This is a genomic window from Nocardia terrae, from assembly GCF_009760405.1.
In the GTDB taxonomy this organism is placed as follows: Bacteria; Actinomycetota; Actinomycetes; order Mycobacteriales; family Mycobacteriaceae; genus Nocardia; species Nocardia terrae.
The window spans coordinates 2,049,382-2,064,908 of sequence record NZ_WRPP01000001.1 but is presented as its reverse complement, the minus strand read 5'-3'; the positions used below and the strand labels follow the sequence as shown (position 1 = coordinate 2,064,908).

At 69.5% G+C, this 15,527-nt stretch carries 15 protein-coding genes and 1 tRNA gene; 11 read left to right on the top strand and 5 right to left on the bottom strand.

All coding sequences use genetic code 11. From position 1 onward, the window contains the following. Positions 1–351 precede the first annotated feature (351 nt). The 8 genes from GPX89_RS09690 to GPX89_RS09655 all read left to right on the top strand — a co-directional run bounded on the left by GPX89_RS09690 (position 352) and on the right by GPX89_RS09655 (position 7,437). On the top strand, positions 352–1,230 hold the full coding sequence (locus tag GPX89_RS09690; RefSeq protein ID WP_157386839.1) for a MinD/ParA family ATP-binding protein: 879 nt from the start codon (positions 352–354) through the stop codon (positions 1,228–1,230). Positions 1,231–1,352: 122 nt separating this feature from the next. After that, positions 1,353–2,027: a hypothetical protein gene (locus GPX89_RS09685; RefSeq protein WP_157386838.1), complete on the top strand. Its 675-nt coding sequence runs from the start codon at positions 1,353–1,355 to the stop codon at positions 2,025–2,027. Positions 2,028–2,044: 17 nt separating this feature from the next. Further along, on the top strand, positions 2,045–3,712 hold the full coding sequence (locus GPX89_RS09680; RefSeq protein WP_328601638.1) for a cutinase family protein: 1,668 nt from the start codon (positions 2,045–2,047) through the stop codon (positions 3,710–3,712). After that, entirely contained in the window at positions 3,709–5,082 is a 1,374-nt protein-coding gene (locus tag GPX89_RS09675) for a hypothetical protein (RefSeq protein WP_157386837.1), read from the top strand. Before GPX89_RS09680 ends, GPX89_RS09675 begins: the two co-directional genes overlap by 4 nt. 124 nt (positions 5,083–5,206) lie before the next feature. Then, a tRNA-Gly gene (locus GPX89_RS09670) sits at positions 5,207–5,279 on the top strand. 109 nt (positions 5,280–5,388) lie between these two features. Continuing rightward, on the top strand, positions 5,389–5,691 hold the full coding sequence (locus tag GPX89_RS09665) for a hypothetical protein (protein ID WP_157386836.1): 303 nt from the start codon (positions 5,389–5,391) through the stop codon (positions 5,689–5,691). A 187-nt stretch (positions 5,692–5,878) separates the two neighbouring features. Next, on the top strand, positions 5,879–7,063 hold the full coding sequence (locus GPX89_RS09660; RefSeq protein ID WP_157386835.1) for a sigma-70 family RNA polymerase sigma factor: 1,185 nt from the start codon (positions 5,879–5,881) through the stop codon (positions 7,061–7,063). Between the two features lie 152 nt (positions 7,064–7,215). Then, positions 7,216–7,437, top strand: a complete 222-nt coding sequence (locus GPX89_RS09655) for a hypothetical protein (protein WP_157386834.1) — start codon at positions 7,216–7,218, stop codon at positions 7,435–7,437. A 19-nt stretch (positions 7,438–7,456) separates the two neighbouring features. On the opposite strand, the gene rox is transcribed toward GPX89_RS09655, so the two are convergent. Together rox and GPX89_RS09645 are read right to left on the bottom strand one after the other, a co-directional pair. Beyond that, entirely contained in the window at positions 7,457–8,884 is a 1,428-nt protein-coding gene (rox, locus tag GPX89_RS09650; protein ID WP_157387211.1) for a rifampin monooxygenase, read from the bottom strand. Between the two features lie 221 nt (positions 8,885–9,105). Further along, positions 9,106–10,077 (bottom strand): hypothetical protein, encoded by a 972-nt coding sequence (locus GPX89_RS09645; protein WP_328601637.1) that lies wholly within the window; start codon positions 10,075–10,077, stop codon positions 9,106–9,108. Between the two features lie 221 nt (positions 10,078–10,298). On the opposite strand from GPX89_RS09645, the gene GPX89_RS09640 reads away from it, so the two are divergent. The 3 genes from GPX89_RS09640 to GPX89_RS09630 all read left to right on the top strand — a co-directional run bounded on the left by GPX89_RS09640 (position 10,299) and on the right by GPX89_RS09630 (position 12,413). Then, positions 10,299–11,528 (top strand): MFS transporter, encoded by a 1,230-nt coding sequence (locus tag GPX89_RS09640; RefSeq protein WP_157386833.1) that lies wholly within the window; start codon positions 10,299–10,301, stop codon positions 11,526–11,528. Positions 11,529–11,536: 8 nt separating this feature from the next. Beyond that, positions 11,537–12,073 (top strand): GNAT family N-acetyltransferase, encoded by a 537-nt coding sequence (locus GPX89_RS09635; RefSeq protein ID WP_328601636.1) that lies wholly within the window; start codon positions 11,537–11,539, stop codon positions 12,071–12,073. Between the two features lie 82 nt (positions 12,074–12,155). After that, positions 12,156–12,413 (top strand): hypothetical protein, encoded by a 258-nt coding sequence (locus tag GPX89_RS09630; protein ID WP_157386831.1) that lies wholly within the window; start codon positions 12,156–12,158, stop codon positions 12,411–12,413. A 9-nt stretch (positions 12,414–12,422) separates the two neighbouring features. Here GPX89_RS09630 and GPX89_RS09625 read toward each other — a convergent pair whose 3' ends face one another. From GPX89_RS09625 to zapE, 3 genes are all read right to left on the bottom strand, one after another. Then, positions 12,423–13,229 (bottom strand): tyrosine-protein phosphatase, encoded by an 807-nt coding sequence (locus tag GPX89_RS09625; RefSeq protein WP_157386830.1) that lies wholly within the window; start codon positions 13,227–13,229, stop codon positions 12,423–12,425. A 180-nt stretch (positions 13,230–13,409) separates the two neighbouring features. Next, complete coding sequence (locus tag GPX89_RS09620; RefSeq protein WP_157386829.1) at positions 13,410–14,216, bottom strand: tyrosine-protein phosphatase; 807 nt, start codon at positions 14,214–14,216, stop codon at positions 13,410–13,412. 267 nt (positions 14,217–14,483) lie between these two features. After that, positions 14,484–15,506 (bottom strand): cell division protein ZapE, encoded by a 1,023-nt coding sequence (gene zapE / locus GPX89_RS09615; protein WP_328601635.1) that lies wholly within the window; start codon positions 15,504–15,506, stop codon positions 14,484–14,486. Between the last annotated feature and the right edge of the window lie 21 nt (positions 15,507–15,527).

Below are 15,527 nucleotides of genomic sequence, written 5' to 3'. Positions count from 1 at the left end.
CCCGACGCAACGGCCGAGCCCAGCGCAGCGACAGGCCCCAACCCAGCAAAAGGTCCCGACGCAACGGCCGAGCCCAGCGCAGCGACAGGCCCCAACCCAGCAAAAGGTCCCGACGCAACGGCCGAGCCCAGCGCAGCGACAGGCCCCAACCCAGCAAAAGGTCCCGACGCAACGGCCGAGCCCAGCGCAGCGACAGGCCCCAACCCAGCAATTGGCCCCGACGGAGTTGCCGAGCCCAGCGCAGAGGCAGGATCCGGCGCAACGGAAGGCCCCGGCCCAACGGCGACCGATCGTGAGTTCGGACTGCGCGACGCGGTGAACGAGACGCAGACCTCGGCACGAGGAGGCGAGGTGGCGGCGCTGCTCGTGGAGGCCGTGCGGGCGAGTGGGACTGGCGACCAGGATGATTCGCGGCTGAGCGACCTCAATCAGCCCGCCCCCGCCGGGTCGCCGACCGATGCGGTGCCGCTGCGCGGCGGGCAGGGCCGGCTGGTGCGGGCGGCGGTGCCGCAGGTGCTGGTGCTGGGCGGGTCGGGATCGTCGGGAGCCACGACCACCGCCCTGGGGCTGGCCGCGGCGGCGGGGGTGGACAGTGAGGGCGAGGTGTGGCCGGTGGTGGTCGACGCCACCCTCGGCGGCGGGGACGTGGCATTGCGAGGATGCGATGTGGCCGCGCCGGTCAGCACCCTGCAGAAGTGGCTGGGCACAGCGAATCCGGGGCACGCGTCCACCGTGGGAGCGTGTTCGGGGCAGACATCGACGGGCGTGCGAGTGCTGGCGCGGACGCCGGATCCGCTGCCGCGCAGGGAATCGCTGGTGTCGGTCGCCCGGCATCTCGAAACTGCCGGACTGCTGGGCATTTTCGACGCCGGTGCGCCGGTGACCAGCCGGTTGGCAGCGCCGCTGCTGTCGGATCCGCGAGTGGGCCTGGTGATCACCGTGGCCGCGCGACCCGACGCGATCAATCGGCTGCAACCCGCGCTGGGCTGGCTGGACGAGAACTTCGGTGAATTCGTCGTCGGCGACGCGGTGATCGTGCTCACCGAGCAGGTGCCGGGATCGGCGGCCGCGGTCATGGATCATGTTCGGACACACCTGGGTTCGTGGGTGCGCGCCGTCGTCCAGGTGCCGTTCGACATGCACCTGGCCACCGGCGGACCCATCTCGTGGCATCGCCTCGCCGCCGAAACCCGCGACGCGTACCTGGCCCTGCTGGGGGCACTGCGATGACGATCCAACTGTCACGGCCCTGGGGAGCCGACAACACGCCCGACGGCGACTCTCGGCCTTCCAGCGCGATACCGGCCGGAATCCACTCGGAGGCAACGGATCCCGGCCGAGAACATGCCGCCATGACGAGCCGGCCCGCCGCACTGAGCGGGGCGCCCGCGCCGGAGCAGGCGAAGCCCGCGATGCAGCCCGTGCCCATGTGGCATCGAGCGGTGCCGAATCGGCCGGTCCGGCCGCCATTGGTGTGGCTCGTCGGCGTGCACGGCGGCGCGGGCGTCAGCAGTCTGGCGGCCAGCCTGAGCTGGGCCGGGGACGCCGGGCAGCGCTGGCCCGCCCGGATCGGCCTGACCGCGGACATGGATTCGCCGCTGGTGGTGCTGGTCGGCCGCAGCCATCTGCGCGGCGTCAACGCGCTGCACCGGGCGCTGCTGGCGCATCAGCGGCAGGCCACTCCGGTCGGCAGCCACGTGGTCGGGGTGCTGACCGTGGCCGATGCCGCTCGGCCGCTGCCGATTCCGGTCGAGCAGCGGCGTGAGGAGATGGAAGGACTGGCCCTCGCCCTCGGCGCCCGCACCTGGCGGCTGGGCTGGCTCGAGCAGTGGCGGGCCCTGGAACCCTACGAACTCGCGGCCTGGAATCCCGCCGCCGGTCACTCACCGGTGGACGACGGCGATCCCACCCGCACTCCCCCGCAACCGGTTCGGCTTCTGGCCGAGCAGATCCTCACCGCGGCCAGAATCGCCGGGGCGCGGATCACCGAACGCGCGCAGCACGGCGCGGAATCAGCCAGTCCCTGACCTGAACGAGGTGCGACGTGCATCGAAAACTGCTGCCCACCATGGGGTTCCGGACCTCGGCGATACTGACCGCGGCGGTCTGCGTGGTCGCCACGGCCGCGGTCGGCCTGGCCCACGGCGGACCGCCCGACACCACCGTCCCGATCGACAAATGCCCGGCCCTGTTCGCGCTGGGCGTCCAGGGCACCGGCGAATCCTCGCCCGACGCCGCCGTCACCACCGACACCGGGATGCTGTCGGAGGTGTTCCGGCCCATGATGGCCGCCGCCAGCGACGACGGCCTGGTCGACCGCGCCTACGTGCCCTACGAGGCGTCCTTCGGCGGGGCGACCGAGATCAGCACCGTGACCTACACCAAGTCCGTCGGCGACGGGCTGGACCGGCTGCGGTCGATGGCCAAACAGGTCGCCGACCGCTGCCCCACTTCGCAATTGGCGATCGCCGGGTACTCGCAGGGCGCACACGTGGCCTCACAGTTCGCGCAGGAGGTCGGTGCGGGCAAGGGGACCGTCCCGGCCCAGAAGATCGCCGCCGTGGCGCTTTTCGGCGATCCCAACCGCAATGCCAACGAGCCGCTGTTCCCCGGCAAACCGGATCAGAAGCTGCCGACCGCCGCGCCGGGCACCGACGGCAAAGCGGTGTCCGGGCTTTCGGATCCGCCCGCCACCAAGACCGCGTCCGGCGCGGGCATCGCACCCGACAGCGCCACGCTCGAGAACTTCGGGTCACTGGTCGGGCGGGTCGCGGAATTCTGCACCGAGGGGGACCTGGCCTGCGACACCCCGGTGGGCGCGCCGCTGGTGCGGACCGTCGCCAATATCGCGGGGCAGGTGGAGCTTTCGGCCGGTGATCCGATCGGGTCGCTGAAGTCGATCGCGGAGGCGCTGGCGTTCACCTCGATCAAGACGGCCACCTCGGTGGTGAACAACGACGTGTCGGGGACCTCGCTCTCGGATCTGTCGTATCAGCCGCAGAAGTCGATCTCGCAGCGCATCGCCGAAGCCTCGAATCCGGCCAATCAGGTCGATGTCGGGGGCGCGTTCCAGGCGTTGCTCAAGGTCGGCACGATCGCCATCAATTCCATCGTGGCCGTGGCGAAGGACATCCTGACGCCCACCAACATCGCCGAGATCGCCACCGCCGGGCTCGCCAATCCCCTTGCGGGGCTGGCGGTATTCGGCGGCAAGCTGCTCGGCGCGGTCACCAACCTGGTGCCGCCCACCACCATCAGCCGGCTGGTCACCCAGTCGTTCTCGGCCGTCACCCAGAACATCACCGACAACAAGGATCTCCTCGACGTCACCACCTGGGTGCGGTACTGGGACACCGCGCAGAAGCACGACTACACCCACGCGCAGGGCGCGGGATTCGGGCAGAGCCCGACCGATTGGGTCGGACAGTGGTTCGCCGCGCTCGCCCACGACCTGGCCGGCAGCGCGCAAACCGGTGGCACGCCGCTCGGCGGCAGCGACAAACCCGGTGTGGGAATGGATTTCTCGGGGACCTCGACGGCGACCACGAGCGCCCCGCCCAACGGACAGTTCCCGCTCGGCGGGGCTCCGTCCGGCACGCCCAGCAGTGGCACCCCGAGCAGCAGCGCGCCGCTGATGGACTTCACGCCGTCCACGAGCACCCCGCCCACCAGTGGTGCTCCCCTGATCCCCGACCTCGGGACGACGCGATGAGCACCACTGAATCCGGTTCGCGCACATCGGAACCGCTGGCACCCGCACACGAGGGCAGTTACACGGGCAGCTGGTCGGACTGGATCACCGGCACGCCCGCACCGGCACGGAGCAGCCGCGCCGAACGGTACGAGGCCGAACGGTACGAGCGCGCGGCCGAACCGTCCGAGGAAGCCGACCGGTACGACAGCGAGTACGGGCCGGAGAGCTACCCCGACGACTACGACAACGGAGAATTCGACAACGGGGACTTCGACGGCGGGCACTTCGACGGCGGGCACTTCGACGACGGGGACTTCGACGACGAGGACGACGACTACGACGAGGACGGGTTCGCCGAGCCCCGTTCGATCGACGCCCTGTCGCACGCGCGCACTTTCGATCCCCCGTACTCCGAGGATCCGTCCCGCGCCTCGTCACCGCGCGATCCGGCGCGCGCCCCCGCATCCGGGGACACGTCGCGCACCGCGTCGTCGAGAGGCCCGGCGCACCCGCGATCATCCGAGGACACGGCGCGCGATCCGGACTCCGAGGATCCGTCGGGCCGATCGCCCGACGACTCGGCCCGTGCCCGGCAGCGCTACCGATCCCCACGGGCCCGAACGGCATACGCCGAGCTCCGCGCCCGGTCGTCGTTCGATCCCGCCCAGGCCGCACGAGGCGACCGGCTCGACCCGCCGCCGGGCTACCCGACCGCCCGCCGCCCGCTCAAACGCGCGGCCCGGCCGACCCCCGCACGGGAGCGACTGGGGCTCTCGCTGGATTTCAGCGGTCGTCAATGGGTTGTCCCGCTGCTGGGCCTGCTGGCCGTGCTCGCGGTGACCGCCGCCATCGCCGTCCAGATCGCCAAGGTCACCGGAGACAACACGCCGTCGAAACCCGTTGTCGCCGCGCCACATCCCGCCACCCCGTCGGCGATCGCGACCGGCACGGCGTCCCCGACCGCCTCGGCCCTCGCCCAGCCCGCCGCCGGACCGGCCGACCTGTGCCCCAACGAGGCCAAGGGCGGCAATGTCCGCGGCAACGGCCCCGGCAGCACCAAGTCCGGGCCGGATGTCATTCTGGCGCTGCAGAATCGGTACTACGTCGACCGCTCCGGCAAGGCGGTACGCGAGATGTTCGCCCCCGACGCCGCCGCCCCCACCGTCGAGCAGATCCAAGCCGGGATCGACTCCATTCCGGTCGGCACCACCTACTGCGTCCAGATCATGCCCGGCCCCTTCGACGGCCAGCACGTCATGGTCGTCAGCGAACAACACCCCGACGCCAGCAAACGCACCTGGTCGCCCCAACTCGTCATCACCACCAAGGTCGGCGACGCCACCCTCATCTCCGCCATCGTCCCCATGAACGAGGACACCCCGAAGTAGCTCGTCCCGCCCGTGGCACGCCGGAAGAACTGGGGGTTTGCCAGCGGTTTTGGAAATGCGGGGCGGGTGGGCTAGTGTTCTCTCTCGCAGCCGGACGGGCCGATGAGGACCTGACGGAAGCGATGCGGATGTAGCGCAGCTGGTAGCGCATCACCTTGCCAAGGTGAGGGTCGCGAGTTCGAATCTCGTCATCCGCTCTTCACACGGACATCGAAAGTTTTGCTGAGACAACGAAAGTTGCTCTCGCGCACTAGATCTCGCGCACATCCCGGGCATGTCGCCCCGATTTCGCGGTACCTTTTGATGGTGACCATCTTGCTCAGCGCCTTCCACGACACTGTGCTCTCCCATCAGGCCGTGCTCGCCCAACTCGGCAACCCCACCCCGGAGACACCGCCGGTGGCCGACAAGCTCCTCAAGCTCGTCCGCTACTTCACCTGGTTCGTGCTGCTGTCCGGCGTCCTGGGCATCACGTACGCGGGCGGCCGCTTCGCCTGGGAGAAATGGTCCGGCGGCGGGCTCGCCTCGCCGAAGATGGTCGCCGGAGCCATGATCGGCGGCATCATCGCGACCAGCGCCGGAACCATCATGAACGCCGTCATCGGCTGACCCTTCGGAATACCGAACCAACCGCCCGGACCAGGCCCAGCTCGCAACCCCGCACACCGGCGCGAGCGGGCCACTCACACGGCGGCCGGGATGCCGAATTCCGCGGGCACGGGCGCGTAGCGCGGAGTGTGTCGGTGGGCACGGTTAGGCTCGTCGAACAGACTGGCGAAGACTGGTAGGGGCCGCCTTGACGACGAGTGAGACACGCAGCTCGCGCACGCAACCGCGCGATGATCCGGCCGATGGGGTGGACTTCGGGCTGGAGCAGGTCAATGAGGTGCTCGCCGGGATGGTGGGCGAGGTCGCGGCGGATCGGCCGCGGGACGCGGAGCTGATCACCTGCCGGCTCGGGCTCGACGGGGAGAGCCCGGAGACGTTGATGCTGTTGGGGGCTCGGTTCGGGGTGTCGCGAGATCGGGCGCGGCAGTTGTACACCCGCGCGGTGGGGACCATGGTGCGGCAGACGCTGGTTACCCAGCCGGATCTCGGGGTGTTCGCGCAGCGGTATCCGGTGGGGTGGGGAGACGAGCGGCTGGTCCGGACGCTACTCGCGGAAACCTATGCGACGGACGGGGATATCGCCGCGCAGGACTGGTCCTATCTGAAACTGCGGCTCGCGGGGCACGACCTGCAGGATTCGAAACGGCTGGCGGGCTTCGTATTCCAGCGCATCGCGGGATGGCAGCAGAGGGGCCGCTGGCATCTCATGCCGAACCCGCAGCCCGAGGACGTGCCCGACGACATCTGGAACTCCTGGCTGAAGCGCGTCGACCGGGGCAGCGGGCAACCCGCCGAACTGCCCGTCCTCCCCGCCGGTCGCCTCGACTACGACGATGACGGTCGCGGGCGCATGTATTCCGAAAAGCTCGGCCGCGAAGTCACTTTCGACACCGCCCTGCAAGCCCGCCTGCTCCGGCTCCTGGACGCGAGCGCCACCGTGTCGTCCTTCCGCGAACTCCCCGCGGCGGTCCCCTACGCCATCGACAACACCGACCGCGTCCACTACCCCACCGCCGCAGCGCAATTCGCCGACGGCGGCACCGTCCTCATCGACGTCCTCCCCCTGGCCCACACCGCCTTGCACGTGCATCGCACCCGCGCCGCGGCCGCCCGCGAATACGCCCACTCCCACGGCTGGGGCTACCTCGCCTGGACCGGCAGCACCCAGGGCATCCCCGACCTGCTGACCCGCAAGGTCGACGCCCGCCGCACATCGATCCTCACGAACCGCTTGGCCACCGGCCCGCTCGCCTGGCCCGAATTCCAGTCCCTCCGAACCGACCTCGACCTGCTCGACCTGGCCGCCCTCGTCCACCGCCACAACTGGCGCTGGGACCGCGCCCCCTTCCGCCTATCCGCGCCCCGCACCTAGCGAGCTGGAGATCAGGGAGCTCTCACCGCGAGATGTCGCCCGATTTCCCGCGCTGACGACTCCCTGATCTTGATCGAATTCTGCTGTGCCTCACCGGCGATTCCCAGACGCGAGCGGTCGACTCGACAAGGGGGGCCTGGAGAGGAGACGTTATGAACAGGAAAGGTGCGGCCACAGCTCTGATCGGGATTCTCGCGGCCGGGGTGGTCGCGGGAACCGGGGTGGCCAGTGCCGACCCCGGGCCCGGTTGCGTGTATCCCGAGGGGAACAGCGCGTACTGCCAGCCCTTCGGGCATGATTCCAGCCCTCTGGCCGACCGTCACACCGGGGATCACGACGACCACGGCGATCACGGCGATCACGACCAGCGCTGAGCCCCGGCGGGTCGCCGAATCAGCTTGCGGCTGAACCGAACCAGCGGGACAGGCTCGCCTGCAGGTCCCGCTGGTCGTCGCCGACCCAGACGACGTGGCCGTCGGGGCGCAGCAGGATCGCCGGTACGTCGAGTTCCTCGCTGACATCGACTACGTGGTCGACGCGGTCGGACCAGCCTGCGACGGAGAGCTTTCCGGTCTGGTCGAGGAGCAGGGCGCGGCCTTCGTGGAGCCGGTCGTAGAGGCGGCCGTTCTTCAGGGGGATGTCGCGTTGGCGGCGGCCGACGAGGTCGGGGCCCGCGCCGAAGTCGTAGCGAATATTGAGGGCGGTGACCTTTTCGATGAGGTATCGGCGGACTTCTGGGAAGTCCATCAGTTCGGACATGAGGCGGCGGACCGCTCGAGGGCCGGGCTCGGTCTCCTGGAGCACGGTTTGGGCGCGGGTGTTGTCGAGCACGTCGGCGGCCCAGGGGCGGCGTTCGGCCTCGTATGTGTCGAGCAGATCGGCGGGGGCCCAGCCGTGGATGGCGGCGGCCAGTTTCCAGCCGAGGTTGAAGGCGTCCTGGACGCCCAGGTTCAAGCCCTGACCGCCGGTGGGCGGGTGGATGTGGGCGGCGTCGCCGGCCAGCAGGACCCGGCCGACGCGGTAGCGGTCGGCCAGACGGGTGGCGTTGCCGAAGCGCGAGAGCCAGCGGGCGGAGTGCGCGCCGAAGTCGGTGCCCGCGATGGCCCGAACCTGGCGTTTGAGGTCGTCCAGGGTCGGCGGGACGCGAGGATCGTCGGCCAATCCGTCCGCGGGCGCGCCCAAGCGGTAGAGATTGCCTTCCAGCGGCACCGCGCCGAAGCGGTGATGGGTCTTGTGGAGTTCCATCACCAGCGGGATGACCTCCTCGCGCGGGGCGGTGAGTTCCACCTCGCCCAGCAGCATCTCCCAGGTGTTCGGTTCGCCCGGGAAGTCGATGTCGAGCAGTTTGCGGACCGTGGAGCGGCCGCCGTCACAGCCGACGAGATAGCGCGAACGCAGCGTGGTGCCGTCGGCGAGCTCGGCGGTCACTCCGTCCGCGTCCTGGGTCAGCCCGACCAGTTCGCACCCCCGGCGGATCTCCGCACCGAGTTCCACCGCCCACTCGGTCAGCAGGCGGTCGGTGATCGGCTGCTGCAGTCCCAGTACGAACGGGAAGCTCGTATCCATCCGGGTCGGTTCGGCTTTGACGATCCCGGCGAAGAAGCCCGCGCTCGGGTGCTGCTTGCCCAGCGCGAGGAAGCGATCCGCGACACCGCGCTGGTCCAGGATCTCGACCGTGCGCGCGTGCATGCCCATCGCGCGCACGACCTTGGTCGGTTCGGCATCCCGGTCGATCACGAGTGCGCTCACGCCCTGCACCCGCAGCTCCGCCGCAAGCATCAAACCCGTCGGACCGGCACCGGTAATGATCACATCGAACATGAACCCACCCATCGTCGAAGTTGCCCGGCCAGCCATTCACGGACGCTATTTCCGCAGGTATTGGCCTTCGGCCGACGATTGTGCGGCAAGACCCGGGCCTTGCCGCAAGCCCCCCACTGCGCTATATCTTGAAAAGGGGGAGGGAAGAACGACTCTCGTAACTCTCAGGGGCTTCGGCCCCGAACCCCCTCGAGATCTTCGAGCGCTCTGCCCCGAGCCCCTTACTTCAGCACCAGTCCCGCGGCGATGAAGGTGATGATCACCAGGACCGCGAACCAAGTGATCAGCTGCCAGTGCAGGATCGCCGAGCGCTGGCTCGAGACCGTCAGGCGCAGGGTCGCGTCCACGCGGTTGTGGTCGGCGATCTTGCGGCGGGTCTGGGCCAGGTCGTCGGCCTGCTGTTGGGCGGCGATCTCGGCGCGTTCCAGGCGGTGGGTCAGGCGCAGCAGCTGCTTGGTCTTGTCGCGAGTCGCCTTGCGGGCCAAGGCGAGCGCCGTGCGCTGGTTCATGAGTTCCTGGCGCTGCCGTGCGATGACGGCGGCCTGGGTCCGGGTGTGGCGCTCCCAGTCGTTCACCGTCGCCCATCCTCCCGTGTGTTCGTCGCGGCAGCCGAAAGCCATCTCCTCGGCCACCCAGCCCGTAATGAATTCGCGCAGCTCACAGGCGGATTGGCGGGCCGTGACCACACCACCCGGTCCGGACGTGAGCAGGCCGCCGACCACACGGTACTCACAACCGTCGGCGGCGAAGTCGTCCAGGCCCAGCGCGGGCAGCTGCGCGGTCCAGAAACCGGGCGGGCAGATCCATAGCACTTCGCTACAACCGCTGCTCCGCAGCTCCGCGGTGAGCACCCGGGCGCGGGTCAACTCGGGTGGGGCGCTGGACACCTCGATCACACCGGTCCGATCACCCTTGCGCCACAGCACGTCCACCGAGTGCGCGCCGACGGTCGCGTCCACCTGCACATCCTCGGCGCCGGCGGCCAGCAGCCGCCCGCGCAGCCAGAACTCCAGCCGGCGCGCGTCCCAGCGGCACCGGGCACAGTCGGCCTCGCGGCAGCGCTCCCCCGCCAGATGGCCGCGTGCGTCGCGCGCCGTCGAATCCCCCACCGTCGCCTTCGATTTCGAGCGCGGTCCCGGGTCGGCGAGGGCCACCGACCGCTCCCGCGGACCCTCGACTCGCCTCGTACTCACAAGATCACCCCAGCCACCACACTCACCGCAGGGGCCGCTTCCGCCTCATCGGAAACCACCAGCCCTCGCCGTCACTTCCAGAGTGCAGCAATCCGACCACCAAGCGGCAGGAAAGCGACCAGATTCGTTATCCAACCGCGAGCCTCGTGTGATCAACCGGGGCGCGGTTCGTAACCGATGCCCGGGATGCCGGACCGCGTTGCCGCCGCTACTCTTTCGCCATGCTCCACCCGCAGTCCCCGCACCCGCCCTCCGGCGACCTACCTCGAGCGCTGCGCACGGCGCGCGCCGCCAATTCGGTCGCCTTCGCGCTGCAGGGCTTCTTCCTGGCCGTCATCCTCACCGAATTACCGCAGATGAAGGAGAAGTTCGCGCTCTCCGACGGCGTCATCGTCGCGATGGTCACCATGATCTCGCTGCTCGCCGGGGTGGGCAGCGTGACCGCGGAACGGATCGCGCTGCGCTGGTCGAGCCGGACGGCGCTGCGCATCGGGCTGGCGCTGGTCGCGGTCGCGGGTGTCGGGATCGCGGCCGCACCCGATCAGGTGACGGCGTTCATCGTGTTGGGCGTGTACGGCGTGGCGGTCGGAATCGTCGATGCCGGAACCAATATGCAAGCGGTGTTCATTCAACACGGCTATGGCCGATTCGTGCTGGTGTCGTTCTATGCCGCCTGGAGTGCCGGATCGATCACCGGGGCGCTGTTCGTCGCGGCCTTCGAGGCGCTGAAAGTGCCGCTGTGGGCATCGATTCTGACGGCCGCGGCGGTGGTGCTGGCGGGCTGCCTGGGCGCGGGACCGCGACTGCTGGGCACCGACGAGGCCGAAACCGCTCCGGCCGAACAGCACACGACCGGTTCGGTGCCGACGCGGATCTTCCTGATCTTCGGCGTGGTGATCGCCCTCGCGTTCGCCATCGACCTCGCGGTGGGCAACTGGTCGGCGCTGTACCTGAAGGACGAACTGCTGTCGTCCTCGGCCACGGCCGCGCTGGCGCTGGCCGCCTACCAGGGCGCGTCGCTGCTCGGACGCCTCACCGGCGACCTGTGGGTGCGGCGGTTCGGGCCGCGCGCGGTGGTGCGGGTGGCGGCCGCGGTCGGGTCGATCGGACTGGTGGTCGTGGTCGCGGCCCCCGCGCCGGTCGCCGCCATCCTCGGATTCCTCATCGCCGGAATCGGATTGCCGGTCATCGCGCCGCTGTGCTTCAGCGAGGCCGGGCAACTCACCAGTGGCCGCGGTCTGGACGCGCTCATCGCCCGGCTCAACCTGTTCAACTACGCGGGCACGCTGGTCGGCGGCGCGGTCGTCGGCGTGGTCGCGGACGCGGCCAACCTGCGGGCCGGGTTCGCGATTCCGCTCGGCTTCGCGGTGGTGCTGATCGCGTTCGCCCGGGTCTTCCATGTCCGCGGCGGTGCGACCGCGGCCTCCGAGCCCGCCGCGGAACCTGCTTGACTGGAACGGTGAGCGACACCGTAACCATCGACCGGGCCCGGCTCGGCGACGCCGAGGAACTCGCGAATGTGGCGGCCGTGACGTTCCCGCTGGCCTGCCCGCCCGGCTCGACGCCCGAGGACGAGGCGGAATTCATCGCGAAGTGGCTGTCGGCGGACAAGTTCCGCGAGTACCTCACCGACCCGGAACGGGTGGTGCTCAAGGCCGTGACCGACGAAGCGATCGTCGGCTACGCGCTGCTCAATGCCATGACACCCGCCGACCCCGACGTCGCGGCCGTCATCACACAGCGGCCGGTGACCGAACTCAGCAAGATGTACGTGCTGCCCGGCCAACACGGCAACGGCGTCTCGGCCGCGCTCATGCACGCCGCCCTCGACAGCGCCCGCACCGGCGGCAGCGTGGCCGTGTGGCTGGGCGTGAACCAGCAGAACGCGCGCGCCCAGCGCTTCTACGGCAAGCACGGCTTCACCGTCGCGGGCACCAAGACCTTCACCGTCGGCAGCCAGACCCACCACGACTACGTCATGCGCCACGATCTCTGATCCGTTCGCGGCCGCGAATCGCCGTGACGCACTTCACCGTTGTCGGTACCGTGCATACCCATACGGCGAGTAGGACAGCGTCATGGGGACACCACCGAAATCGCAACCGGGGCCGGGCGGCACACCCGCGGAGGGCAGAGGGCTGGTGATCGCGGCGTTCGCCGCCGCGGCACTGGCATTGCTGGTGCCCTGCCTGTTCGGTTGGGCCGGAATACTTCTCGGGCTGGCGGCCAACCAGCGAGGGCAGCCACTCGCGAAGGAGGCGGTGTGGACCTCGGTCGCCACCATGTGCCTCGGGTTCGTGCTGACCGTGGTGGTCCGCAAATACTGGCTCACGTGAAAGCTGGCCTCAGGACAGCATTTTCGCCTTCAGGGCGGCGATGTCGCCGTCGGTGAGACGTAAACCGTTGTGCACGTAGGCATCGAAGCTGCCGTAGGTCTGATTCGCCTGGTCGAAGGCGGAATCGAGGGCGACCGGGACGACGCCGTGGCGGGCGTCGCCGGGTGCGGCGTCGTGGTAGAAGTTCGACAGCAGGTAGTCGTAGTAGACGGTGGCGCGGTCGACGCCGAGGATGGTCAGCAGGACCGCGGCCGTCCAGCCGGTGCGGTCGTTGCCCGACATGCAGTGGAACAGGACGGTGCCGTCGGGGGTGGCGATGATGTCGCGCAGGACCTGGGAGAAGCCCTCGTTCGCGCCCGGGGTCGTGATGAAGGCGCGGTACAACTCGACGCTGGCGGCGAAGGTGGACAGGGCGGGCACCGGATTCTGGCCGATCACATCGGCATTGCGGAAGACCGCGCCCGCCGGGACGCGGTCGGGGATCAGCGCGACCTCGGAGACCGAGCGCAGGTCCTCGTCCAGTTTCAGGCCGTGGTCGCTCAGGTAGGCCAGTGCCAGGTCGCTCGCCTGGGACAAGTTGGCGGTCCGGTACACCAGGCCGGTACGCACGACCCTTCCGTCGGCGGTGGCGTAACCGCCCACGTCACGGGCGTTTTCGACACCGGGCAGGGGTAGGGTCCGCTCGCCGATGCCGAGCACGACCGCGGGCGTGGGATCGGGCGGCGGGGTCGCGGCGGCGGGTCCGGCCTGGCCGAGACCGGCCGCGGCGAGGGCCGCGAACGTCAGGGTCAGATGCACTCCACGAGAACGAATCATGCGCCGCCTCCTCGCTCGACCCCCAGCAATTTTTTAGCAATCCAACACGCCGGCCGCCCCCGCGACGCGCCCACGAGATCGGCTCGATTGCCGCGCGAGGCGCCGGATTCGGTCGGGAACACGAGGAACGCCGGGCAGACCCGCTGCCCGGCGTTCTCGGAGGAGTCGTGAATTACCTTGTCAGGCGAGCAGTTTCGCCTTCAGGGCCGCGACATCGGCGTCCGACAGCTTCAGGCCCTCGTGGACGTAGTTGTCGAAGCTGCCGTAGCTCTTGTTCACCTGGTCGAAGGCGGCGTCCAGGGCGGCGGCGCCGACGCCGTTCATCATGTCGCCGTCCTTGGCGCCGCGGTAGTAGTTGGACAGCAGGTAGTCGTAGTAGACGGTGTCCTTGTCCACGCCCAGGACGGTCAGCAGCACGGCCGAGGTCCAGCCGGTGCGGTCCTTGCCCGCGGTGCAGTGGAACAGCACGCCGCCCGGGTTGTAGGCGATGTCGCGCAGCACGTTCGCGAAACCGTCGCTCGCGCCGGGCGCGGTGATGAAGGCGCGGTAGAGGTCGGTGCCCGCGGACAGGGTGGAGGCCATCACCTGCGGCGGGGCCTGGCCGATGATGTCGTCGTGGTGCTCGATCGCACCGGCGGGAACCTTGTCGACGCCCATCAGCTGCTGCTCGTAGCCGGTACGCAGATCGTGCACGGAGACCACGTTGTCGGCGGCGAGCTTGGCCAGGTCGTCGTCGGTGGCCTTGGACAGGTCGCCGGTGCGGAAGACCAGGCCGGTGCGCACGGTGTGGCCGTCGGCGGTCTGGTAGCCGCCCGCGTCACGGGCGTTCAGCACACCGGTCAGGCCCAGGGCGCGGTTGTCGGTGTTGACCACCACGCTGCTGGTCGCGGCGGGCGGGTCGGCAGCGAAGGCGATCGCCGCCGATCCCAGACTGGCGGAGAGGGCGATGGTGACCGCCGCAGCGGCTGTGACAGCACGTGTGCGCAAGGTGTTTCTCCTTCCGGGGGACGAAAACCGAACAACACCCGATTTTCGTTGACCCTCGAAATTTATTACCTAAGGCAACGTTAAGAACCACCGGGGTCGGTCAGCCCAACTCTCGAGGCTCTCAGGGGCAAGCCCCTGACACCCCGCGAGAAGGACAGGAACATGGGAGCGGGCCCCCTGAAACCCAAGAGACCCAGGGCCTCAGGCGCGACCCTGTGCACCCCCAAGACACCCCGGGACCTCAGGCGCGACCCTGTGCGACCCCGATCAAGCGTGCGCGGGAGCCTCGAAGCGCGAGAGCGCCAGCAGGCGGGAGATCGCGCGCAGGTACTTCTTGCGGTAGCCGCCGTCCAGCATCTCCTGGGTGAAGATCTGGTCCAGCTTCGCGCCCGAGACGGTCACCGGGGTGCCCGCGTCGTAGAGGCGGTCGGCCAGTACGACGATGCGCAGGGCCACGGCCTGGTCGGCCACCGGGTGGATGTTCGAGATGTACACCGCCGACACGCCGTTGATGAGCGCGCCGTACCGGGACGGGTGCAGGGTGCTCAGGTGCTTGGTCAGCTCGTCGAAGTCGTCGAGGGTGGAATCCGGTGTGGCGGTGGCCAGTTCGACCAGGTGCTCCGCGGAGGTCGGCTCGGGGGCCGGGGGCAGGTCGCGGTGGCGGTAGTCGGGGCCGTCGACGCGCACGGCCTCGAACAGCGAGCCCAGCTTCTTGATCTCGCGCAGGAAGTCCTGGGCGGCGAAGCGGCCCTCGCCCAGCTGGCCCGGCAGGGTGTTGGAGGTGGCCACGATGGAGACGCCGCGGTCGGTCAGCTCGGTGAGCAGCCGCGAGACCAGCATGGTGTCGCCCGGATCGTCGAGCTCGAACTCGTCGATGCACAGCACGCTGTTGGCCGACAGCCGCTCGACGGCGTTGTTGAAGCCCAGCGCGCCAACCAGATTGGTGACCTCACCGAAGGTGCCGAACGACTTGGGCGTCGGCACGCTGTGGAAGATCGAGGCCAGCAGGTGGGTCTTGCCCACACCGAAGCCGCCGTCCAGGTACAGGCCGATGCCGTGCACCGGCTTCTTCTTGCCGAAGAGCGGCTTCTTGTCGGCGGCCTTGCGCAGTTTGGTCACCGAATCGGCGAACTGCTCGGCCTGCTGCACGGCCGCGGCCTGAGAGGGTTCCTTCGGGTCCGGGATGTAGGAACCGAAGCTCACCTCGTCGAAGGTGGGCGGCGGCACCATCTGGGCCACGAGCTGGTCTGCCGGAACCTCCGGGTGGCGATCGACGAGGCGTTGTTGCACTCGGAAAGCGTAGAACCGTGG